We start from the raw sequence: 21293 nt of genomic DNA on the forward strand, positions 1-21293 counted from the left end.
CGCCGAGCCGATCGAGGTGTCGACCAGCGCCCGTACCGATGCTGCGGGTTGACGGCGTCAGCGACGGGCAGGAGTTCATCTCCAGGCGGGTTCGCGTCCTTCGGCGTAGTGCTCGAACGCCGTCACCAGCCCAAGCAACACCTCGGCGCTGGTCTCCAGCAGCGCCTGCGCCTTGGGATCGTCGGTGTGGGTGATGTCGGAGCGAGCCTGGTGTGCCGCTGCCCGCAGCATCTCGGCCAGGCTCTCGGTGTCGTAGCGAGTGCCCTCTCCGCGTGGCTCCTCACCCGAAGGTCCGGTCATCTGTGTGGTCATCGCTGCTTCTCTCCGGCTTCCGGGGGAATCCGTACAGGCTGCGCGTACCCCGAACGAGCAGATCAATTCGATGCGGTCCGAACCGCAGCGGCCCGAACCGCAGCGGTCCCGGTATGCGGCACATCAGGGGCCATATGCGGGACTTTCGCCCCTGCGGCTCAAGCGTGACCCGGACGGAACCTGAGGACGAGCAGCAGAACACGCGTCAGCGCGTGAGCGACGAGACGGAGAAGAGAACGATGGACGCATGGGTCGTGTACGAGTCGATGTTCGGAAACACCAAGGCACTCGCCGAGGCGATTGCCGCGGGTCTGGCCGCCCGAGAGGTGCGGGTGCTAGAGGTGGGAGAGGCGCCGTTGGTCATCCCGGCGACGGTGGGTCTGCTGATCGTGGGATGCCCGACACATGCGTTCGGGATGAGCAGAGCCTCGACCCGGGAAGAGGCCGCGAAGGAGGCGCCGCACGGCGTGCTGTCGGCCCGGATCGGAGTACGGGAATGGTTCGACGCGTTGGAACGGGACGCCTCGGGCACCACCGCGGCGGTGACCTTCGACACCCGGGTGAACCGGCCCCGGCTGCCCGGCTCGGCCGCCGCGGCGGCGGAGAAGCGGCTGAAGCGCCTCGGTTTCGCCACGGTCGCGCGGCCGATGAGTTTCTATGTGCACGGCAAGGAAGGTCCCTTGGTCGAAGGCGAGATCGAGCGGGCCACGGAGTGGGCAGCGCAACTGGGAACGGAGTTCATGCCGGTGTCGTGACGACCGCACCGGGCCGTCGAGGCCTGTCGTCCCCACACGCTGTCACGGTGGTTTAGCAGTCGACCTCCGGTCGGCCGACCGGAGGTCGACGGTGTTCGGCGGCGATGACGCCGGTCTCGGGCGGGCGTCATCGCCGCCGTGAGCGCCACCGTGGAATAGTGGAGAAGATGAGCGTCGCGTCCGATCACTCCAACCTGCTCATCTCGGCTGACGAACTCCGTGAGCGGCTGCGGCAGGACCCGCCCCCGATCCTGCTGGATGTCCGCTGGAAGCTGGGCGGCCCGGACGGTGCCGATGAGTATGCGAGGGGCCACCTGCCGGATGCCGTCTTCGTCGATCTCGAACGTGAACTCTCCGGACCGGTGACGCCGGACTCGGGCCGGCATCCGCTGCCCGACGTCGCGGATCTGGAGGCGACGCTGCGCCGGGCCGGTGTGCGGACCGACTCCGACGTCGTCGTGTACGACGATTGGGGCGGCATGAGCGCGGCGCGGGCGTGGTGGCTACTGCGCTGGGGCGGCATGACCGCGGTGCGTGTCCTGGACGGCGGGCTGTCCGCGTGGCGAGCCGTCGGCGGTGATGTGACGGCGGATGTGCCGAGCCCTGAACCAGGCGACGTCGTGCTGACGCCCGGATCGATGCTCACGGTGGCGGCGGACCAGGCGGCCGAGCTGGCGCGCACGGGCGTCCTGCTGGATGCACGGGCAGGGGAGCGGTACCGGGGTGAGAGCGAGCCGGTCGATCCCGTGGCGGGGCATATCCCCGGCGCCGTCAACGCGCCGACCACGGAGAACACCACTGCCGAGGGCCGGTTCCGAGTGCCCGATGAGCTACGTGAACGGTTCGCGGCGCTCGGTGTGGACCCATCTACGCCGGTCGGCGTGTACTGCGGAAGCGGGGTCACTGCGGCGCACGAGGTGCTCGCGCTGGCGACGGTGGGCATCGAGGCGGCGCTGTACCCGGGATCGTGGTCGGAATGGATCCGCGACCCCAGCCGTCCCGTGGAGACAGGCTAGTCGCGACCGGCGACCGCCTGCGGCCTAAGACCCACTGCGACCTGCGGCCACGACGCTTCTCCAGCTGCAGCGACGCCCCATGATCATGAACAGAAACCGTTCACATAGCACGGTAAGCGTTCATGATCATGGTCGGCTGGGGCGTGGGGGCGACGGCGCGGTGGAGGCGCTGGCCCAGTTCCCGACCAGTCGTGCGACGACGATCGTCAGGAAGAGCGTTCCGGCCACGGTCTCGAACGAGGCGAGCGAGCGCGCCCACGCGGTGATGGGGAGGATCTCGCCGTAGCCGAGCGTGGCCATGGTCACGTAGCTGTAGTAGACGAGCTGCTGCCAGGCGGGTGATTCGCCCGGCGTGGACGGATCCTCGAAGCTACCGGGGTCGACATTCTCGACGATGGCGAAGATCGCGCCGAAGAACCCGCCCATGATGAGGTAGACGCAGACCGCGGCGGTGACCAGATCGATCCCCACCGCCGCGCCGCGTCGGAAGATGAACCTGGCCAGGGACAGCATGAGGGCGAGCATGAACGCGGCGACCGAGGTGAGCATCGCCAGCGTGACCGGCGTGCTGTCCTGAGCGAAGGAGAACCAGACTCCGAACAGCGCGAACACGGCGCCGAGCAGGATGATCCCGCGCGGATGCTGCCCTTCCTCGCGTACGACGAGCACACCGAAGAAGATCATCCCTGCATAGAGCAGCATGTAGAGCCCGGTCCAGATCTCGCCGTAATCGGTGATCGGGTAGCCGAACTGCAGAAGCACGATGAAGACGAGGAGAAAGATCAGGCTCTGCGTGCGCCGGGCGAAGATGCCGGACTCGTTCGTGCGGTCGCTGCGCGTCTGCATGGGGACATGAAACCATTTCGGATTGCGGGGCTCTGCGGTTGTGGCTAACGTGGCGAGCCGTGTCCGAGAATAAGACCCACATACGTCGGGTTCTGCGATCCACGGCCGACGACAATCCGCCTGTCGGTGCGGTGGAGCTGTTTTTCGATTTGGTCTATGTGTTGACCATCATTCAGCTCTCACATTATCTGCTGTATGACCTGTCGTGGCAGGGCGCCGCGGAGACGGCGGTGCTGTTCCTGGCCGTGTGGTGGGGATGGAACTACACCGCGTGGGCGATGAACTGGTTGGATCCTGAGCATGCCGGGGTCCGCGGGCTGCTGGTGGTGCTGATGCTGGCCGCCCTCGGTATGGCCATCGCCATCCCGGACGCCTTCGGCGGGCGGGCCGCTCTGTTCGCGGCCGCGTACGTCATCTTCCAGCTGATACGCAGCGCGTTCATGGTCGCCGCCTTCCGCGGCCAGGTGATGGGGCGCAACTATGCGCAGCTGTTGGCGTGGAGCGGTTTCGCCGGCGTGTTCTGGATCGCCGGAGCGTTCGTCCCCGACGACGCGCAGCTCGTGGTCTGGGCGTTGGCGGTGCTCATCGACTATGTCGCGCCGCTCGTCGGATTCTGGCTGCCGGGTGTCGGCGGAACGGACATGGCGGACTGGCCGTTGGCTGAGGAACACCTCGCCGAGCGGAACCGGCTGGTCTTCATCATCGCGCTCGGTGAGTCGATCCTGATTCTGGGCACCCTGCTCTCCGAGATCGAGTTGAGCTCGTCGGTGGTGGCCGCGGCAGTGGTGGGATTCGCGACGATCGTCCTGCTGTGGTGGCTGTACTTCAGCCGCCGGCTGGGCAATGCCGAGCACGACGCGCCGGAGCGGAGCGAGGCGACGGCGATGGCCCGCGGAGCGTACGCCTATGCGCATGCACTCATGGTCGGCGGGGCGATCGTCGTCGCTGTGGGCATCGAGCAGATCACGCACCATCCGCTGGAGGACGCCGAATGGTCGATGGCGGGGACCGTACTGGGTGGGCCTGTGCTGTACCTGGTCGGCAACGTCATCTTCAACGCTGCCCGCACCGGTGTGGTGCCCAGGTCACGACTGGCGGCGCTGGTCGCCCTGGCGGTGTTGGTTCCGTTCGTGCCGGCGATGTCCGCATTGGTGCTCGGAATCGCCGCCCTGGTGGTGCTGGCGGCGCTGGCCGTGGTCACCGGCGAGATCCGGACCAGCACGGAGCCGCGGGCCGAGCAAGGGGCCGGGCAGGAGGCCATCGGGCGCTGACTGAAGGCGGGCGGCCGATGCACGGCGGTGACGGGGATATCGCATGCACGGTGGTGGCGGGGTATCGCGCTGCTGGCACCGCCGGATTCGCGGACTCGCAGCTCCCGATGGCTGTGGCGTACCTGTCGACTGCATCCGCGATCTCCAGTCGTGGCGGTAGTGCACTTCGGTGTGGCTCTGTGAAAGCATCACCAGTCACGGCGGACGCGACCGTGGTAATTTGCGCCTTGGATGAATCCGGCGACACGGGGAAGGGCGAGAGAATTGGCGGCAGAAGATCGGCTCCCATCCGCACTGGGAGGATTCATCGACGCGGTCAACGCCCACGATGAAGAGGCGTTTCTCGGTGCCTTCACCGAGGACGGGCTGGTGAACGACTGGGGGCGAGAGTTCCGTGGCCGGGAGGCCATCAAGGGCTGGAGCGATCGTGAGTTCATCGGAGCGCGCGGCACCATGACCGTCACCGATGTGGCCGAAGACGCCGGCTGGTATCAGGTGACGGCGGACTGGCGGAGCACGCACGCGAACGGCCTGAGCCTGTTCGAGTTCCAGCTGGACGGCGATCACATCAGCGTGATGCGGATCTCCGAAGCTCAGGCCTGATCGCGTACGACGAATGTCAGGCGGCCGCCTGCTCCAGGTAGGGACGCAGCTGTTCGAGGGCGTACGGGATCGACAGCGGAGAAGGCGTGTTCAAGCCGACGACGGTGGCGTAGTCGAGCACGGCGACCGTTCCCGGTAGCTGATCGAAGCCGGGGATGTCCGCGAGGTCACTCTCGTCGCCGCCGTTGACCAGGAATGCCAGCAGGTCCGCCTCGAGCAGGTCCGCGCGTTCGGCGCTGACATTGATTCTGCTGTCCCCGGTCTCCCGGCCGTGCTCGACCACGGGTGCGAACATCTCCATGCCGAGCTGCTGGAAGAAGACGCTGGAGCCGTCCTCCTCGTCGGCGACGATGTACATCGAATCGCCCACCACGTACTGGGCGAGCGCGAACGTCCGGCCCTGGAGCCCGGGCAGCTCGTCCGCGACCGCAGCCACCTGCCCGTCGACGGAGGCGATGATCTCTTGGGCGGACTCCTGCCGGTCGAGGACTTCGCCGGCCACCCGAACCAGCTCCTGCCACGGCGTCACCTGGTGCTCGTCCGGAGAGGCGATCGTCGGAGCGATGTCGGACAGCCGCTCGTAGGTCTGTTCGTCGTCGATGGTGAAGGTCCCGACGATCAGGTCTGGCTCCAGCGCGGCGATCTGCTCGAACGGGAGACCGTCCGTTCCGTCGATCGCCACGGCATCGTCCGGTAGCTCTTGCCACGGCACGCCTGGCTCGGGCATGTAGGCGTCGATCGCGTAGCCGACCGGCTCCACCCCCATCGCCAGCATCACGTCGTTCCACGGCAGATCGACGCTGACGACGCGCTCCGGTGGCTCGTCCACCTCGGTCGAGCCGTAGCGATGCTCGATGGTCACCGGCCCGGCGTCGTCGGCCGGAGCGCCCGACGGCTCCGCTGTGGTATTCCCGGTCGTCTCGGCGGACGCGTCGTCGGACCCGTCGCCCGAACCGCCACATGCGGCGATGCCGGCCATGAGAGCGAACCCCGCGGCCGCCGCGAGCGAGGCACGTACTGTGCGAATCTTCATCAGGTTAGCCTAACCTAAGGGTTCACTACGGGTTTCGCGGCGTCAGTCGTTCTCCAAGTCAGACGGGAGCAGCTGCTCGGTGAGCAGTCTGCGAACCCGCCCGCTCCGTTCCGGATGGTCGAGCCATCGGCGCAGTAGCCGCCATCCGAGAAAGTATCCGAGCACGTACGTGTCCATGCCGGGCGTCTTGAGGAAGTCGAGCGCCCAAGCGGTCTCGGCCTCGCTGAGCAGCGCCCATGGGCGCAGGTACTCGGCGATCTCGGCGTCTGGTCGCCCTCCGTCCACCAGGAAGGCCGCGTTGCCCCAGGCACCCCAGAGCACGTTCCGGGCGTCGTGGATCGCCGCGAAGTCGCTTCCGTCGACGGCGATGCCGAGTGGTGCGAGTATATGATCGCTCAGCCACCGCTGCGCCTCGTCTCCGGGGAAGACGATCTGCTGGGCATGCAGTCCCAGGCCTTCGCTCACCACGAACGACGGCGAGATCATGAAACGTACCCGCTGCTCGATCCGGCCCTCCTTGCCGGCGAGGTGAATGTCCTTGAGCATCGACTCCGCGATATGGCCGGGGAACCCTTCATGGGCGACCACGTAGAGCAGGTCTGCGAGGTTGAACGGGCTGCCGTCATTGATGTAGACGGTTGCGCGCATGTCCCCGGCGTAGTGACCGCGGTGGGCGCCGGGCGCCAGTTCGACCTGCACCGAGACGCCGTCCGGCAGCGGCACGAGCATCTCGGTGCGACGGCGTGTCTCGTTGACCGCGCGGCGCACCAGGTCAGGTAGCTGGGCCTGCTGCGCGGCCGGCAGCGTGTGTGCCGCCTGCCAGGAGCGCAGCCGCTCCGCCACGGAGCCGGCGCCGGAGGGCAGCGCCGCGTCGAGCTGTGCGTGCGCGGCGTCGAACGCGGACTCCGGTTGCCATGTCGCCTCGACGCCCAGGCACTCGCGCGCGTACTCGCTCAACGGCCGGTCGTCGTGCAGGCGCTGCGCGACCGCTCGCATCGCTCGTACGTGCGCGCGTAGGTAGGCGGCGCGAGCGCGGTCGAACGGCAGCTGATCGAGCAGCGCATCGCAGGCGGCGACGAGGCGATCCGGCGATGGCGGTGACGCCTCGGTCTCGACCTCCGTTCGCCACTGCTCCGGTCCGTCGTAGATCAGCACCGTACCGTCGTGCGACGCCGTCATGTGCCGGTTGATCCGCAATGCCAGCGTTGCATAGTCGTGCAACCACGAGAGTTGTACTTGAGTCTGCATGACTCAACTCTTGTCGTCGGGCGAACCCCGGTCAAGGCCTGACATGGTCACTCTGGCTGGACCGGCTCGGCGCGCCGGGGCCCCTAGGAGCGCAGGCCTTGCGACGCGATGGTCACCATCCTGCGGCGCGCCGCGGCGTCCTGGCCGTGCCGCTCCCGTGCGATGCACCCCTCGATCACGGACCTGACGTCCGTTGCGTCGACGTCGCCTCGGACCGCGCCCGAGGCCTGTGCGCGGCTGAGTATCTCCCGGATGGCTGCGTCGAGGTCGTGATCGGGGTCCGTGGCCGCCCGTTCGACGTCGAATCCCGCGCCGGCGAGTGCGTCGGCGAGCCCACGGTCGGTTCCGCCCTCCTCGACCATGAGGGCGAGGAACTCGAAGAAGGCGTCCCCGGGCTCCCGCTCGGCGGCCAGTCGGCGAGCCTGGCGCACCAGTTGCTCCACGCGGGCCCGGACGATCGCGTCGAACAACGCTTCCTTGGTGGGAAAGTGGCGGCTCACCGTTCCCGTGCCCACACCGGCGTGATCAGCTATCTCGTGCACGGACACCGCCAGTCCGCGCGCCGCGAACAACTCGATCGCTGCCTCGAGTACCTTTGCCCGATTTCGCTGGGCGTCGGCCCGCATGGGCCGTTCTGTCGACCTTCCGGATTCTTCCCCCACCGGAATGCCCCCTCCCTCTGTCTGCGCATTGTAGCGGTTCTCACCAACCGGAATGTGAGTTCCGTTTCACGCGCTGCGCTCATCGGGTCGTCAATTGAACCGCCGACGCGTCCGGGGCCACCCACCCCGAACGATGAGGCCGTACACGCTACCCGGTGGCTGGCTACAGTAACGGATGACATCCATGTCACGTTTGCCGAGCTGATGACGGCCGGGGGAGGCGACAGATGCGGATCGGGGAGCTGGCGCGGCGCACGGGCGTAAGCGAGCGATCGCTGCGCTATTACGAACAGCAGGGGCTACTGACGGCTGAGCGGACACCCGGTGGCCAGCGCGAGTATTCCGACGCGGCGGTGGATCGCGTGATACGCATCCAGGAGCTCTTCGCAGCCGGGCTGAACAGCGCGAAGATCGCTCAATTGCTGCCGTGCATGCGAGATGCGGACGGGGGACCGTCGACCATCGCGACGCCGCGTCTGGTCGAGGATCTCCTGGGCGAGCGGGAGCGGATCAACCGGATGATCGCCGACTTGGTCCGCTCGCGAGAGGTTCTGGACGAGGTGATCGACGCCGCGGCTGAGCACCGATAGCGACACTCAGCCACGACGTGCCGGCAGCCGTCGGCAGCCGTCGGACGGCTGTCGGCCACGGGTCGGCCATGCTCGCTCAGGCGTCGGCGTGGCCCGCGGTGAAGGTCAGGCGGGAATGTGGTCGGTCGGACGGTCCCACGCACGGTGCCGGCCGATGGCGGCGGCGAACTCGGCGACGAACTCGGCCGGGATGTCCGACCTCGCCTTGGACGAGGTCACGACGCCACGATCCACGACTACTGGGTCGTCGTCGCCGGCCTGATGGAACTCGCCGTCCAGCCCGCAGCGCGCCAGCAGATGCCGGCCGCTGCCGAACGCCGCGATCGCCTTGCCGTGTTTGTACGCCTCAGCGATGAAGTGCATCGCGTACCCGTCCTGCGCGAGTGTCTCGTTGCTCTTCGGCCCGCACGGCAACAGCACCGCGTCGTAGAGAACCGACGCCATCGTGGTGATCGCGCGGTCGGCTTCCAGCGTGCCGTCGTCGGCGGTGCTGATCGCACCGTCGGTGGGCGCCAGCAGTTCCGGGACCGCGCCCAGTTCCACCAACGCCTGAACCGCTCGTCGCAGGCCCTCGCCGTCGACGCCGTCCGCCGCGAGAACGGCGATCTTGCGGGTGCTGACCGTGTTGACCACGGCGTTGGTGACCTGGCTGAGCGCCGGTGAGCTGCGACCGTGGTTCGGCCGGGTCGGCTGGGGCGGAGCCGTCACCCCGATGCCCTCGGCGACGCGCGTGGCCAGCTCGTGGTCCACCTCGTTCAGCCGTCCGACGACGCCTTCGCGAACCGAGACGGCGCCGACCTTGCCCAGCTCGAACCGGAAGGCGGCGACGATGTGCCGCTGCTCGATCTCGGTCATGCTGTTCCAGAACAATGCCGCCTGGCTGTAGTGGTCCTGGAAGCTCTCACTGCGCTGCCGGATCTTCGCGCCCTCGACCTTCTCCTGGTAGTGCGAGTACACCTCGGGAAACTCGCCGCCGACCACCGGGCAACCGCCGCCCAGACTGTTCTTCTCGTAGCTGCTCTGTCCCACGTGGATCCGGTGCTGGGAGAAGCCGTCCCGCTGGTTGTTGTGGACCGGGGCGACGGCCCGGTTCACTGGCAGGTGGGCGAAGTTCGGCCCGCCCAGCCGGATCAGCTGGGTATCCAGATAGGAGAAGTTGCGCGCCTGCAGCAGCGGGTCGTTGGTGAAGTCGATCCCCGGCACGACGTTGGCCGTGTGGAACGCGACCTGCTCGGTCTCGGCGAAGAAGTTGTCCGGGTTGCGGTTGAGCACCATCGAGCCCACCGGCGTCACCGGTACCTCTTCCTCCGGCACGAGCTTGGTCGGATCGAGCAGGTCGACGTCGAAGTCGAACTCCCGGGACTCGGGGATCAGCTGCATCCCGAGCTCGAACTCGGGATACGTTCCGGCCTCGATGGCGTCCCAGAGATCACGCCGGTTGAAGTCGGGGTCCTTGCCGCCGATCTTCTGCGTCTCATCCCAGACCAGCGAGTGCGTGCCCAGCTTCGGGGTCCAGTGGAACTTGACGAACGTGCCCTGTCCGGAGGCGTTGACGAGCCGGAACGTGTGCACCCCGAAGCCCTGCATCATCCGGTAGCTGCGGGGAAGCGCGCGGTCGGACATCAGCCACATCATCATGTGCAGGGTCTCGGCCTGCTGGGCGACGAAGTCCCACAGGGTGTCGTGCGCGGATTGCGCCTGTGGAATCTCGTTGTGCGGCTCAGGCTTCACCGCATGGACGAAGTCGGGGAACTTGATGCCGTCCTGGATGAAGAACACCGGCATGTTGTTCGCGACCAGGTCGTAGTTGCCCTGCTCGGTGTAGAACTTGGTGGCGAACCCGCGCACGTCGCGCACCGTGTCCGCGGACCCGCGTGATCCGGCGACCGTGGAGAATCGCACGAACACAGGCGTCGTCACCGACGGGTCGGTGAGGAAACGCGCCGCGGTGTACGGTTCGAGGCTGTCGTCGTAGGGCCGGAACTCGCCGTAGGCGCCGGCGCCGCGGGCGTGGACCACCCGCTCCGGGATGCGTTCGTGGTCGAAATGGGTGATCTTCTCGCGTGCGTGGAAATCTTCCAGCAGCGTCGGTCCACGTGCGCCGACCGAGACCGAATCGTCGGTATGGTCCACGCGAACGCCCTGTTGGGTGGTGAGGTGGGTATTGGTGTCATCCACACGGTGCGGCTCGAGCTGACGGTCCTTGGCGTTGTCCGGGCCGGGTGGGGACGTGTCCCCGGGTGGGGATGCGTCGCCAGGTCGGGATGCGTCGTTGTCGTGCACGGATCATGTCCCCTCGTCTCGTGATGGGCAGAACTGCTCTGGCGCCGGTACCCACAGCCGCGGAACCCGAATCGGCCTGATGCGCGTGTCGGTATCGATGTCGAGATCGTGGATGCGTGGGACCGTAGAACCCTGGGGCGCCGGTGCTGAACGTGGCACTATGAGGAGATGGCGTACACGCTGGCCGGGCGGGCGGAAAACCCGACTCAAGCCACGGTCTTGCGGTTGTTGCGCGACGAGGGTCCGCTCTCGCGCGTACAGCTCGCCGACCGACTGGGCGTCTCGCGTACAACGATGGCGAGCGAAGTGAACCGGCTGACCGAACTCGGCCTCGCCGAAGGTGCAGGTCCGGCGGCATCGCGCGGCGGACGACGGTCCACTCTGGTAGATCTCTCGCGTGAGCTGCGGTTCGTGGGCATCGACATCGGGGCCACCTCGATGTCGGTCGCGGTCACCGACGGCCGGCTGTCGGTGCTGGGCGAGCGCAGGCACGTCGCACTGGACGTTCGGCTCGGGCCCGAACATGTTCTCGGGCTGGCGCTGGAGGTCACCCGGAAGCTGCTGGCCGAACATCGGATCGAGCGGCCGTCCGGGGTGGGCGTCGGCGTCCCCGGCCCGGTCGATTTCCACAGCGGAGTGCCGGTGTCTCCGCCGATCATGCCCGGCTGGGACGGCTATCCCGTGCGCGACGCGGTGGCGCGTGAGCTGGGTTGCCCCGTGCTGCTCGACAACGACGTCAACATCATGGCGCTGGGTGAGCGGCACTCGGGGGTGGCCCGGTCGGTGCCGTCGTTCCTGTTCGTCAAGATCGGCACCGGGATCGGGTGTGGCATCGTCATCGGCGGCGAGCTCTACCGCGGCGTCGACGGATGCGCCGGCGACATCGGCCATATCCGGGTGGAGGAGTTCGGCCCGACGTGCGCGTGCGGGAACTCGGGCTGCCTGGAGGCGTACTTCGGTGGTGCCGCGCTGGCACGCGATGCCATGGCGGCCGTGCGTGGCGGGCGGTCACCGGCCTTGGTCGCCCTCCACGATCAGAAGGGCGAGTTGAGCGCCGAGGACGTGGCGACGGCGGCGACCCAAGGCGACGCGTACGCCGTGCAGATGGTCCGGGACGGAGGTCATCGGGTCGGCTGGGTGCTGGCCAGCCTCGTCTCGTTCTTCAATCCCGGGCTGATCGTGATCGGCGGTCGGGTGGCCCGGCTCGGGCACACACTGCTGGCGGAGATCCGGGGCGTGGTGTATCGGCGATCGCTCCCGCTCGCCACCGGTAACCTGCCTGTGGTGCTCAGTGAGATGGGCGACGACGCGGGCGTCGTCGGGGGCGCCGCGCTGATCAGCGAGGCCGTGTATGCGGCGGGCTGACCCACCGACCGGAAAGGAACAGGGACTTTATGGCAGAGAACGGCACGCCGACGCTCGGGATCGGGATGGTCGGCTACTCCTTCATGGGTGCCGCACATTCGCATGCGTGGCGGAACGCGGTGAGTTTTTTCGAGTTGCCGGTGGTGCCGCAGCGGGTGGTGATCGGTGGGCGCAACGCTGATGCGGCGCGGGCCACGGCGCAGAAGTTCGGCTGGGGTGAGGTGGAGTCGGACTGGCGCGCGTTGATCGCCCGTGACGACGTCGACCTGGTGGATGTCTGCACGCCTGGCGACACCCATGCCGAGATCGCGATCGCGGCGTTGGAGGCGGGCAAGCACGTGTTGTGCGAGAAGCCGTTGGCGAACACGGTGGCCGAGGCGGAATCGATGACTCAGGCCGCGGCGACGGCGCGGGAGCGGGGCGTGCGCTCGATGGTCGGGTTCACCTATCGGCGGGTGCCGGCGATAGTGCTGGCGCGTCGGTTGGTGGCCGAGGGCCGGATCGGACAGGTACGGCATGTGCGGGCGCAGTACCTGCAGGATTGGTTGAACGATCCGGCGGCGCCGATGTCGTGGCGGCTGGAGAAGGACCGGGCCGGTTCGGGCGCCTTGGGCGATATCGGCGCGCACGTTGTGGACCTGACCCAGTACATCACCGGGGAGCCCATCACGGGTGTGGCCGCGATGATGGAGACCTTCGTTCCTCGTCGTCCGCTGCCGGGCGACGGCAGCGGTGTGGCGACGCTGGGCGGACATGTCACCGGCGACGACGTGCCGATGGGGGACGTGACCGTGGATGACGCGGCCGTGTTCCTGGCCCGGTTCGGCGGGGGAGCGCTGGCGACGTTCGAAGCCACCCGGTACGCCACGGGCCGGAAGAACGCGATCCGGATCGAGATCAACGGCTCGGAGGGGGCGTTGGCGTTCGACTTCGAGGATATGAATGTGCTGCATTTCTATGATGCGACCGAGGACGCGCAGACGGCTGGGTTCCGGCGGATCCTGGTGACTGAGCCGGAGCACCCGTTCGTGGCGGCGTGGTGGCCGCCCGGGCATCTGCTGGGGTATGAGCATGGGTTCACCCATCAGATGGTGGATCTGGTCAATGCGATCGCCGACGGCCGGGACCCGGAGCCGTCGTTCGCCGACGGGCTGCGCGTGCAGCGGGTGCTGGCGGCGGTCGAGCACAGTGCCGCCAAGGACAGCGCCTGGACCGAGATTCCGCAGTAGCCCCGTCTCGCGCCACTGATCGTCCTAGTGGTCGGTGATGCCGGTCGTCTTACGCGTCCTTGGCGCCCAGGCGGCGCATCGCTTCGTTGTCGGAAGTCGTTCGATGGCTCCGCATCGACCTCCTCCTCCGCCTCGCGCTGCATCCACCTGGACACCAAATCCGCGCAAGGAACCGGCATCACCGACCACTAGCCTTGGAGTATGTCGGTGCACGGGGCGACGTCGTCGGACGACGACGGGCTGCTTGACTCTCCGTTCGTGGACGGGGCCGTACGGCGGTGGAGTGCGCGGTGACCGAGTGGATCCTGCTGGGCGCGGCCGTGTTGCTGATCGGGGCCAACGCGGTCTTCGTCGCTGCGGAGTTCTCGTTCGTCACCGTCGATCGGCCGACGGTGGAGCGGCATGCGGAGGCCGGTGACCGGCGAGCACGCGGCCTGCAGGCGGCGTTGCGGAAACTCTCCACCCAGCTCTCCGGCGCACAGCTGGGCATCACGGTCACCAGCCTGCTGGTCGGCTGGCTCGCCGAACCGTCGTTGGCCAGGTTGGTGCGCGGCCCGCTCGGGGCGGTCGGCATACCCGAAGGAGCCACGACCGGGGTGTCTCTGACCCTAGCGCTCCTGGTCGCCACCGGGGTGCAGATGATCTTCGGCGAACTGGTCCCGAAGAACTGGGCGATCGCCGAGCCGTTGCGGGTGGGACGGTCCGTGAGTGGCATGCAGCGTGGCTTCACGGCCGCGGCCGGTCCGCTGATCCGGTTCCTGAACGGCAGCGCCAACCGAATCCTGCGGGCCATGGGTATCGAGCCGGCTGAGGAGCTGGCGTCGGCGCGCTCGCCGCAGGAGCTGGCTTCGCTCGTGAGCCGTTCTGGCCGCGAGGGGACCCTGCATCCGTCGACCGCGGAGCTCGTGGCCCGGTCGATCAGCTTCGGCGACCGCACCGCCGCGGATGCGATGACGCCGCGTCCCCGGGTGCGGTTCGTCGGCGCGGACCAGCCGGTGTCCGACGTGCTCGCGCTGGCGGCATCGACGGGACATGCCCGGTTCCCCGTGGCGGGCCAGAGCGTCGACGAGGTCCTCGGCGCGGTGCATTTCAAACATGCGCTCGCCGTCCCGGCGTCTGAGCGGCAGGAGCGTCGCGTCGCCGAGGTGATGACGGACGTCGTCGCCGTGCCCGAGACGGCGGAGCTGGATCCACTGCTCTCGATGCTGCGCTCACCGGGGCTGCAGATGGCGGTGGTAGTAGACGAATACGGCGGCACGGCCGGCATCGTCACCCTCGAAGACCTGGTCGAGGAGATCGTGGGTGAGATCGCGGACGAACAGGACCGGCCGGCCCGCTCGCACTACCGGTTCACCGACGGCTCCTGGATTCTGTCCGGCCTGCTCCGCCCGGATGAGGCGTCGGATCGGATCGGGATGGAGCTACCGGAGAGCCGGCTGTCGGACACACTCGGCGGCTTCGTGACCGAGCAGCTCGGGCGTATCCCCGAGGTGGGGGATTCGGTCACGGTGACGGCCCTGAACCGTGACCGTCCCGGGCCCGACGGAGCGTTGCCACAGTTCCGCGTCGAGCTCATCGTGGATCGGCTGGACGGCCTCCGCGTGGACCGAATCCGGCTGCGCCCGATCGGCGGGGACGAGCGCGGCGGGGACGCGGGCAGCAGCGACTCGGGCCGCAGCGACTGGGGCGGTGGCGAATCCAGCGGCGGGGAATCCGGCGGCGGGATGCCCGGCCGCGGGGAAGCAGGCGAGCATGACTGACCTCGCCGCCCTCGGCCTCGCCCTGGTGCTGCTGGCGGGCAACGCGTTCTTCGTCGGCGCCGAGTTCGCGCTCGTCTCGGCCCGGCGGACGCAGATCGAGCCGCGCGCCGCGGCCGGTGGACGTTCCGCCCGGATCACGTTGCGGGCCATGGAGCAGGTGTCGTCGATGATGGCCGGCGCCCAGCTGGGGATCACGGTGTGTTCCCTGGGCCTGGGTGCGCTGGGGGAGCCCGCCGTCGCACACCTGCTGGAGCGCCCGCTCGAGGCGGTCGGCGCACCGCCCGGCGTCCTGCATCCGTTGGCGTTCGCGATCGCGCTTGCGATCGTCGTGTTCGCGCACATGGTGCTGGGCGAGATGGTTCCGAAGAACATCGCTCTGGCCGGCCCCGAGCGGTCGGCGATGGCCTTGGGTCCGCTTCTGTATGGCCTCGTCGTCGTGCTGCGGCCACTGATCTTCGCCCTCAACCGGGTGGCGAACACAGTGCTCAGGCTGCTGCGCGTGCAGCCGCGCGACGAGGTCGCCACCACGTTCACCCCCGAAGAGGTCGCCGGCCTGCTGGCCGAGTCACGCCGGGAGGGGTTGCTGGACGAGCAGGAGCACGCGTTGCTGACCGGCGCCCTAGGCTTCGCCGAGCAGTCGGTGACCGGGGTTGCGCTGGCGGTCACGGACCTGGTGACCGTGCCGGAGCACGCGACGCCGGATGAGGTCGAGCAGGCATGTGTGTCCACGGGCTACTCACGGTTCCCGGTGCAGGATCGCGACGGGCGGCTGATCGGTTACGTGCACACCAAGGATCTGCTCGGCTTGTCTGCCGACGATCGGGACCGTCCGATGGATCCGCGGGTGATCCGGCCGCTGGCCACCGTCGAAGCGAACCAGACGCTCCGTGAGGTGCTGCAGGTCATGCAGAACCGGGGTGCCCATCTGGCGCGGGTGGTCGATACGCACACCGGCGACGTCGCCGGGATCGTCGCTTTGGAGGACGTCCTGGAGAAACTCGTCGGCCAGGTCAGCGATGCCACCCAGAACCTTGGCTGAGAGCGATGTCGATCGCCTGACCTCGGGTATCGCCTGATGCCGACCGGCGCCGGAGCTTTGCCGGCGCCGGGCCGCGGCCGGCGGCTGATCTCGGCCGGCGGCCGGGCGGGGCACGGGTGGCATCGTTGCGTCGGTGTCGCGATCACTCGCCCGCTACGCTCGCACCTCCTGTCGCAGGAACGCGACGTAGGCGAGGGCGAAGATCACCACGCACGCCGCGCCTAGAGCAGTGATGTGCGTCCAGGCGACCAGCAGGCTCTGGTCCAGGCTGAGAGTACCCGGCACGGCTCGGTCGAGCTGTTCGGCGGTGAGCAGGCCGACGGAGCGTACCTGCGGGTTGAGCAGGGTAGCGGTGCTCGCGTCGTACAGCGTCGACGGGGACACCTGGGAGACGGTGTGCTCCATCCGCACCTCGTCGGTCTGGTTGTCCGTCAGCGCCCCTGCCGCCAGACCGGCCAAGAACGTGCCGAATAGCGTGAACACCAGCCACGCCGCCATCGCCACCAGCGCCGCCGTGGCCGGGCGACGCAACAGCACCGAGCACAGCAGCGCGAAGGCCAGCCACAACCCGATGTAGAGCAGCGTGACCACCAGGTAGGCGAACAGCCGCGCGACGTCGTCCGGCGACGGCGTGATGCCGAGCCGGACGATGCCGACCCCGGCCATGACGGTGACGAGCAGGACCAGGGTCAGGCCGATCGCACCCAGGCCTGCGACGAACTTGCCGTTGACGATGTCATCGCGGTGGATGGGCTGTGAGACCAGCCGAGGCAGGGTACGGTCCGCACGCTCTTGATTGATGGCGTCGAAGCCGAACGCGATGCCGAGCAGGGGGCCGAGGAACCCGACGAACTCCGCGAACGACGGAATCCGCTCCGGAGACTGCGTATACAGCAGCAGGAACGGACTGGGGGTATCGGTCGCCTCGGATGCGACGTCCCGGAGAAACCCTGCTGCCGACATCACCGCGGCGATGCACGCGAGGCCCAGGAGAAAGAAGAGGACGAGGAATCGCACCGAGGTCACATGATCGGCGAACTCCTTGCCCGCGACGGCCCTCCAGCCCCGGCCTGGGTGCTCAGCGACCCGGCGGCTGAGGACGTGGCTGCGCAAGGGGTCGGGTATCCGGCGTGCGGGAGTCAGCAGCCGGGCGCCGTACCGGCGAACCAGATCCTGGCGAGCCGGGTCCGTGCCGGCCGGGTCCGTGCCGGCTTCAGGGGCGGTTTCGGGGCCGGTTTCGGGGCCGGTTTCAGGGCCGTTCGGTGTCGTCATCACTGCCCTCCTCGGCGAAGTAGCGGCGATAGATCTGCCCGAGGTCTTCTGAACGCTGGTGCAGGTGGACGAGGGTCAGGCCGGCGCCGCCGATCCGCTCCGCGACGGCGGCCCGCACGTCGGTGCGAGCCCGGACGAGCCACGCGTCGCCGTCCGCCGTGACGTCCGCGACGCCGGGGATCTCACCGACCATCGGTGCGAGGTCGGCTTTCTCGGCGACACCCACCTCGACGAGGTACTGGCCGCCACGCTGGGCCGCCAGTTCTCCGACGGTTCCAGACGCGACCATGCGGCCATTGGTGAAAATGCCGACCCGCGCACACACCTGCTGTACCTGGGTCAGCAGATGCGAGGTGAGCAGCACCGCGACGCCCCGTTCGGCCGCGAGCCGCTGAACCAGGCCGAGCACCTGGTCAGCGCCGTGCGGGTCCAGCCCGATGGTGGGTTCGTCGAGGATGAGCACATCGGGATCCTTCACCAGGGCATCCGCGATACCCAGGCGTTGTCTCATGCCGTGCGAGTAGTGGCGCACCGGGTCGTCGGCCCGGTCGGCCAGCCCGACCTCGTCCAGGAGCCGGTCGATCTGCGCGCTCGCCGTCGATCGATCCAGTCCGTTCAGACGTGCGGTGTACGCGAGATTCCGGCGCCCGCTCAGACCGCCGTAGAAGCCGACGTTGTCGGGTACGTACCCCACCCGGCTCTTCACGTCGAGCGCGCTGCGCGTGGGGTCGAGCCCGACCACCTTCAGCCGCCCGCCGCTCGGCTCGCTCAGGCCGAGCAGCATGAGGATGGTCGTGGTTTTGCCGGCACCGTTCGGGCCGAGCAGCCCGAAGATCTCTCCCGGATGTACCTCCAGGTGGAGGTTGTCCACCGCCACCTTGTCCCCGTATCTCTTGGTCAGCCCGTGCGTCCAGATGGCCGGCGCCGAACCGGTGGCTGGCGCGGTCATCGGCGGCCGAACCTCCGGTAGACCCAGAACAGAGCGGCGAGCGCAGCCACGATCACCAGCACACCCAGCAGGCCCCACCAGGCGGACGTCTCTACGGTGTAGCGGACCTCTACGCTGTCGTTGCCGCTGCTCTCGCCCTGACTGCTCGCGTCGAAGGTGACGACGTAATCCCCGGCGATCGCGTCGCCGTCCGGCGTGATGTTCGCGGTCACCTGTGCGCTCTGGCCCGGGGGTATGACCTCGACCGTCTCCGGCTCGAATGTCACCTCCCAGTCCGTCGGCGGGGTGCTGGACAGAGTCACCCCCTGCAGTGGCGCGTTGCCGTCGTTGGTGACGACGAGCGAGAGCGAGCTGCTGTCGCCCGCCGACCCCGACGCGTTGAGCCGCTCGCCGGCGGTGCTGAGCGTCATCGAACCGGCGCCGGTGACCTCGGCGGTGAGCGTCGACTGCAGCGTCGTTCCCTCACCTTGCGCTTCGACGCCGATCTCGTAGCTGCCTGCCGCCACGTCGTCCGGCGGATCGGCTTCCACGGTGACGGTGCTCTGGCTCCCGGCGTCCACGGTGACCGTCGCGGCCTGTTGTTCGGTGGATGGACTCGCGGTGACGTTCCAGCCTTCGGGTCCGGAGGCCGCCAGGGAGAACGTGGCCTCCTGCGCCGTGTTATTGGCTACGGTCAGATCGAAGCGGTACGTGTCGGTACCGGAGCCGCGCAGTGTGTCGAAGTCGGTGCCGAACTCGAACGCGCCGGATGCCTGCTCGACGACCCGTAGTCCGAGCTCCAGCCTTGAGTCGCCGCTGGGGGCGTCGGCCACCACGGTGACGTCGTACCTACCGGGTTCGGCGTCGGCGGGCAGCCGCACATCCAGCTGCGCCTCGGCGGCTTCGCCGGGGTTCGCGTAGACGGCGTCGATCTCGCGGCCGTCACCGCGGAAGAGCGTCTCCCAGCCGTCGGGCGCGTCGGTGACTCGCAGCTCTACCGGTTCGCGCTCGTCGGAGAAGATCTGCAGATCGAACGTGGCGTCTTGGCCCGGCTCCACGCGGACCGAAGGGTACGGCGTGACGAGCTCTGCGGCGCTGGCCGGGGCCACCGGGGCGAGACCCAGCGCCGCACTGATCATCGCTACGGGCAATAACAGTGTGGGACGAAACCTTCTCATCGGTGCTCCATAAGACCGTTCCGGGCAGCATGACCTGCTGCGATCCCATGCGCAGGCGGAAGGATCCATACGCAGACGAGAAGTTAGACCGAGCCGATCGATGAGTAAAGTGCCCGTTTTGTATTCTTAGGTTCTTTTCAAGGTCCCGTGATCTTGCCGTGATGTTGGTGCCTGCGTGCCTGCGCGGGCCGAGATGTACGCTGACTGAACCGGCGAGATCCGAGACCGCGGCAGGACGTATGCAGCAGAACCGCACTTCCTCTTCGAACAGTCCTGCCACCGTTTCGGCGACGGACGCCGCGGGGGATCCGGCCGCGTCCGCGCCGAGGGACGCGCCGAGGGACGCGCCGAGGGACGCGGCGCCGGACGCGCCGCACGATGCCGCGCACGATGCGCCGACGGACGAGCGGAGCGTGCGCGGGTGGCATAGCCGGCTGCTGCCGCTGGCGTTAGCCGCGGCGGCGGGGATCGGGTGGCTGTTCGCGGTGCCCCCGCGTGGGTGGTGGCCGCTGTTTCCGCTGGGCGTCGCCGCATTGACGATCGCCCTGTACGGTGCGGGGGTGCGCACGCGCATACTGGTCGGCCTGACGTGTGGGCTGATCTATCACGGGTTCGGGATGGTTTGGCTGACGGACTTCAACGCGGCCGGCTACGTGGCGCTGGTGCTGCTGCAGACCTTCCTGCTGACCGCGGCGACCGCGGCGGCGCCGTCCGCGCGGACCGGGCGCTGGGCGGGTGGCTGGTGGACGCTGCCTGCGGCACTGGTGCTCCTACAGGCCGTGCAGGCCTCGTTCCCGTTCGGCGGGTTTCCGCTGCCGGCACCGGTCTACAGCCAGGTGGACGGGCCGTTCATGGCGGCCGCGCCGCTGGGTGGTTCGCTGCTGATCACTGCCACCGCCGCGACGAGCGGGGTGGCGGTTGCGGCGTTGATCATCATGCGTGGCCGGCGGCGCGCATGGAGTGTCGCAGCTGTCGCCGCCGTCGTCGCGGTCGTCCCGACGGCGGGTGGGCTGTTGATCGAGACCGAGCAGGTCGGCACCGTCGATGCGGCCGTCGTCCAGGGTGGCGGTCCGCGCGGGATCCGCGCCGTGCACATGGACTCGATGATCGTCACCGAGCGTCACTTCAGCGTCGCCGAGGAGATCGACGGACCGGTCGAGCTGGTGGTGCTGCCGGAGAACGTGGCCGACACCGACGGTCCCATCGCCGGCACCGAACTGGACCGGCGCTACGGTGCCCTGGCCCAGAGCGTGAACGCGTATCTGGTGGTCGGCGTCACCGAAGGCGACGGCGATCGGTTCCGCAACGCCGCGGTGATGTGGGGACCCGGCGGGGAGATCACCGGCCGGTACGAGAAGGAACACCGGGTGCCCTTCGGGGAGTACATCCCGGCGCGTGGCTTGTTCGAGCGGCTGAGCGACGACACGGCGTTCGTGCCGCGGGACGCCGTCGTGGGCGAAGGCGAGGCACTTCTCGACGCCGACGGGCTGCCGCTGGGGGTGGGCATCTCGTACGAGGTGTTCTTCTCCGACCGCATCGCCGAGGCGGTCCACGCCGGTGGGCAGGTGGTCCTGGTGCCGACCAACGCCTCGTCCTATGTCACCGAGGAGGTGCCGTCGTTGGAGCTGGCCGCGGCTCGGCTCCGGGCGCGCGAATTCGGGCGCGACGTGTTGATGGCCGCGCCGACCGGATACTCCGCGATCGTGCACGCCGACGGCGATGTCGTCGCGCTCAGCGAACTCGGCGACGAGGCGATACTCCGAGACGACGTGCCGCTGCGTGTGGGGCTGACGCCGTACGCGCGATTGGGTGACGTTCCGCTGGTGCTGCTCGCGGCGGCGGTGCTGCTGGTGCCGCCGGCCTGGCCGGTCGTCCGCCGCCGACGACGGACGGCCGGGTGACG

General features: G+C 68.5%; 19 protein-coding genes. 10 read left to right on the plus strand and 9 right to left on the minus strand.

The window, feature by feature from the left end; genetic code table 11:
- Window positions 1-75: 75 nt before the first annotated feature.
- Window positions 76-312 (minus strand): hypothetical protein, encoded by a 237-nt coding sequence (locus G1H10_RS25840; RefSeq protein WP_163743404.1) that lies wholly within the window; start codon window positions 310-312, stop codon window positions 76-78.
- Window positions 313-551: 239 nt separating this feature from the next.
- On the opposite strand from G1H10_RS25840, the gene G1H10_RS25845 reads away from it, so the two are divergent.
- Together G1H10_RS25845 and G1H10_RS25850 are read left to right on the plus strand one after the other, a co-directional pair.
- The gene (locus G1H10_RS25845) at window positions 552-1067 is read left to right on the plus strand and encodes a flavodoxin family protein (RefSeq protein ID WP_163743406.1); all 516 of its coding nucleotides are present in this window, start codon (window positions 552-554) and stop codon (window positions 1065-1067) included.
- Window positions 1068-1234: 167 nt separating this feature from the next.
- The gene (locus G1H10_RS25850; protein ID WP_163743407.1) at window positions 1235-2083 is read left to right on the plus strand and encodes a sulfurtransferase; all 849 of its coding nucleotides are present in this window, start codon (window positions 1235-1237) and stop codon (window positions 2081-2083) included.
- A 126-nt stretch (window positions 2084-2209) separates the two neighbouring features.
- Here G1H10_RS25850 and G1H10_RS25855 read toward each other — a convergent pair whose 3' ends face one another.
- Complete coding sequence (locus G1H10_RS25855) at window positions 2210-2929, minus strand: potassium channel family protein (protein ID WP_163743410.1); 720 nt, start codon at window positions 2927-2929, stop codon at window positions 2210-2212.
- A 59-nt stretch (window positions 2930-2988) separates the two neighbouring features.
- Between G1H10_RS25855 and G1H10_RS25860 the strand changes: the two genes are divergently transcribed.
- Together G1H10_RS25860 and G1H10_RS25865 are read left to right on the plus strand one after the other, a co-directional pair.
- A complete protein-coding gene (locus tag G1H10_RS25860; RefSeq protein ID WP_216853669.1) occupies window positions 2989-4200 on the plus strand; it encodes a low temperature requirement protein A in 1212 nt (403 codons plus the stop codon).
- A gap of 264 nt (window positions 4201-4464) precedes the next feature.
- Window positions 4465-4803, plus strand: a complete 339-nt coding sequence (locus G1H10_RS25865) for a nuclear transport factor 2 family protein (RefSeq protein ID WP_216853670.1) — start codon at window positions 4465-4467, stop codon at window positions 4801-4803.
- Window positions 4804-4819: 16 nt separating this feature from the next.
- Here the strand turns inward: G1H10_RS25865 and G1H10_RS25870 are convergent, their stop codons facing one another.
- The 3 genes from G1H10_RS25870 to G1H10_RS25880 all read right to left on the minus strand — a co-directional run bounded on the left by G1H10_RS25870 (window position 4820) and on the right by G1H10_RS25880 (window position 7710).
- Entirely contained in the window at window positions 4820-5836 is a 1017-nt protein-coding gene (locus tag G1H10_RS25870; RefSeq protein WP_163743414.1) for an ABC transporter substrate-binding protein, read from the minus strand.
- Window positions 5837-5878: 42 nt separating this feature from the next.
- Window positions 5879-7084, minus strand: coding sequence for a hypothetical protein (locus G1H10_RS25875; RefSeq protein WP_216853671.1), 1206 nt, complete (start codon window positions 7082-7084; stop codon window positions 5879-5881).
- Window positions 7085-7167: 83 nt separating this feature from the next.
- Window positions 7168-7710, minus strand: coding sequence for a TetR/AcrR family transcriptional regulator (locus tag G1H10_RS25880; protein ID WP_163743416.1), 543 nt, complete (start codon window positions 7708-7710; stop codon window positions 7168-7170).
- Between the two features lie 263 nt (window positions 7711-7973).
- On the opposite strand from G1H10_RS25880, the gene G1H10_RS25885 reads away from it, so the two are divergent.
- Window positions 7974-8336, plus strand: coding sequence for a MerR family transcriptional regulator (locus G1H10_RS25885; RefSeq protein WP_163743417.1), 363 nt, complete (start codon window positions 7974-7976; stop codon window positions 8334-8336).
- A gap of 105 nt (window positions 8337-8441) precedes the next feature.
- Here G1H10_RS25885 and G1H10_RS34775 read toward each other — a convergent pair whose 3' ends face one another.
- The gene (locus G1H10_RS34775) at window positions 8442-10514 is read right to left on the minus strand and encodes a catalase (protein ID WP_163743572.1); all 2073 of its coding nucleotides are present in this window, start codon (window positions 10512-10514) and stop codon (window positions 8442-8444) included.
- Window positions 10515-10799: 285 nt separating this feature from the next.
- Between G1H10_RS34775 and G1H10_RS25895 the strand changes: the two genes are divergently transcribed.
- The 4 genes from G1H10_RS25895 to G1H10_RS25910 all read left to right on the plus strand — a co-directional run bounded on the left by G1H10_RS25895 (window position 10800) and on the right by G1H10_RS25910 (window position 16012).
- The gene (locus G1H10_RS25895; RefSeq protein WP_376778665.1) at window positions 10800-11984 is read left to right on the plus strand and encodes an ROK family transcriptional regulator; all 1185 of its coding nucleotides are present in this window, start codon (window positions 10800-10802) and stop codon (window positions 11982-11984) included.
- Window positions 11985-12013: 29 nt separating this feature from the next.
- Window positions 12014-13213, plus strand: coding sequence for a Gfo/Idh/MocA family protein (locus tag G1H10_RS25900; RefSeq protein WP_163743421.1), 1200 nt, complete (start codon window positions 12014-12016; stop codon window positions 13211-13213).
- Window positions 13214-13503: 290 nt separating this feature from the next.
- Window positions 13504-14973 (plus strand): hemolysin family protein, encoded by a 1470-nt coding sequence (locus G1H10_RS25905; RefSeq protein WP_163743423.1) that lies wholly within the window; start codon window positions 13504-13506, stop codon window positions 14971-14973.
- Window positions 14966-16012, plus strand: coding sequence for a hemolysin family protein (locus G1H10_RS25910; protein ID WP_163743425.1), 1047 nt, complete (start codon window positions 14966-14968; stop codon window positions 16010-16012). Before G1H10_RS25905 ends, G1H10_RS25910 begins: the two co-directional genes overlap by 8 nt.
- A gap of 153 nt (window positions 16013-16165) precedes the next feature.
- Here the strand turns inward: G1H10_RS25910 and G1H10_RS25915 are convergent, their stop codons facing one another.
- Genes G1H10_RS25915 through G1H10_RS25925 form a run of 3 tightly spaced genes read right to left on the minus strand, consistent with a single transcriptional unit; the run spans window position 16166 to window position 19390 of the window.
- A complete protein-coding gene (locus G1H10_RS25915; protein WP_163743427.1) occupies window positions 16166-17284 on the minus strand; it encodes an ABC transporter permease in 1119 nt (372 codons plus the stop codon).
- Complete coding sequence (locus G1H10_RS25920) at window positions 17262-18233, minus strand: ABC transporter ATP-binding protein (RefSeq protein WP_163743429.1); 972 nt, start codon at window positions 18231-18233, stop codon at window positions 17262-17264. Before G1H10_RS25920 ends, G1H10_RS25915 begins: the two co-directional genes overlap by 23 nt.
- On the minus strand, window positions 18230-19390 hold the full coding sequence (locus G1H10_RS25925; protein ID WP_163743431.1) for a COG1470 family protein: 1161 nt from the start codon (window positions 19388-19390) through the stop codon (window positions 18230-18232). Before G1H10_RS25925 ends, G1H10_RS25920 begins: the two co-directional genes overlap by 4 nt.
- 413 nt (window positions 19391-19803) lie before the next feature.
- Between G1H10_RS25925 and lnt the strand changes: the two genes are divergently transcribed.
- Window positions 19804-21291 (plus strand): apolipoprotein N-acyltransferase, encoded by a 1488-nt coding sequence (gene lnt / locus G1H10_RS25930; RefSeq protein ID WP_163743433.1) that lies wholly within the window; start codon window positions 19804-19806, stop codon window positions 21289-21291.
- Window positions 21292-21293: the final 2 nt, after the last annotated feature.

The sequence above is a fragment of the Phytoactinopolyspora halotolerans genome (genome assembly GCF_010550675.1).
In the GTDB taxonomy this organism is placed as follows: Bacteria; Actinomycetota; Actinomycetes; order Jiangellales; family Jiangellaceae; genus Phytoactinopolyspora; species Phytoactinopolyspora halotolerans.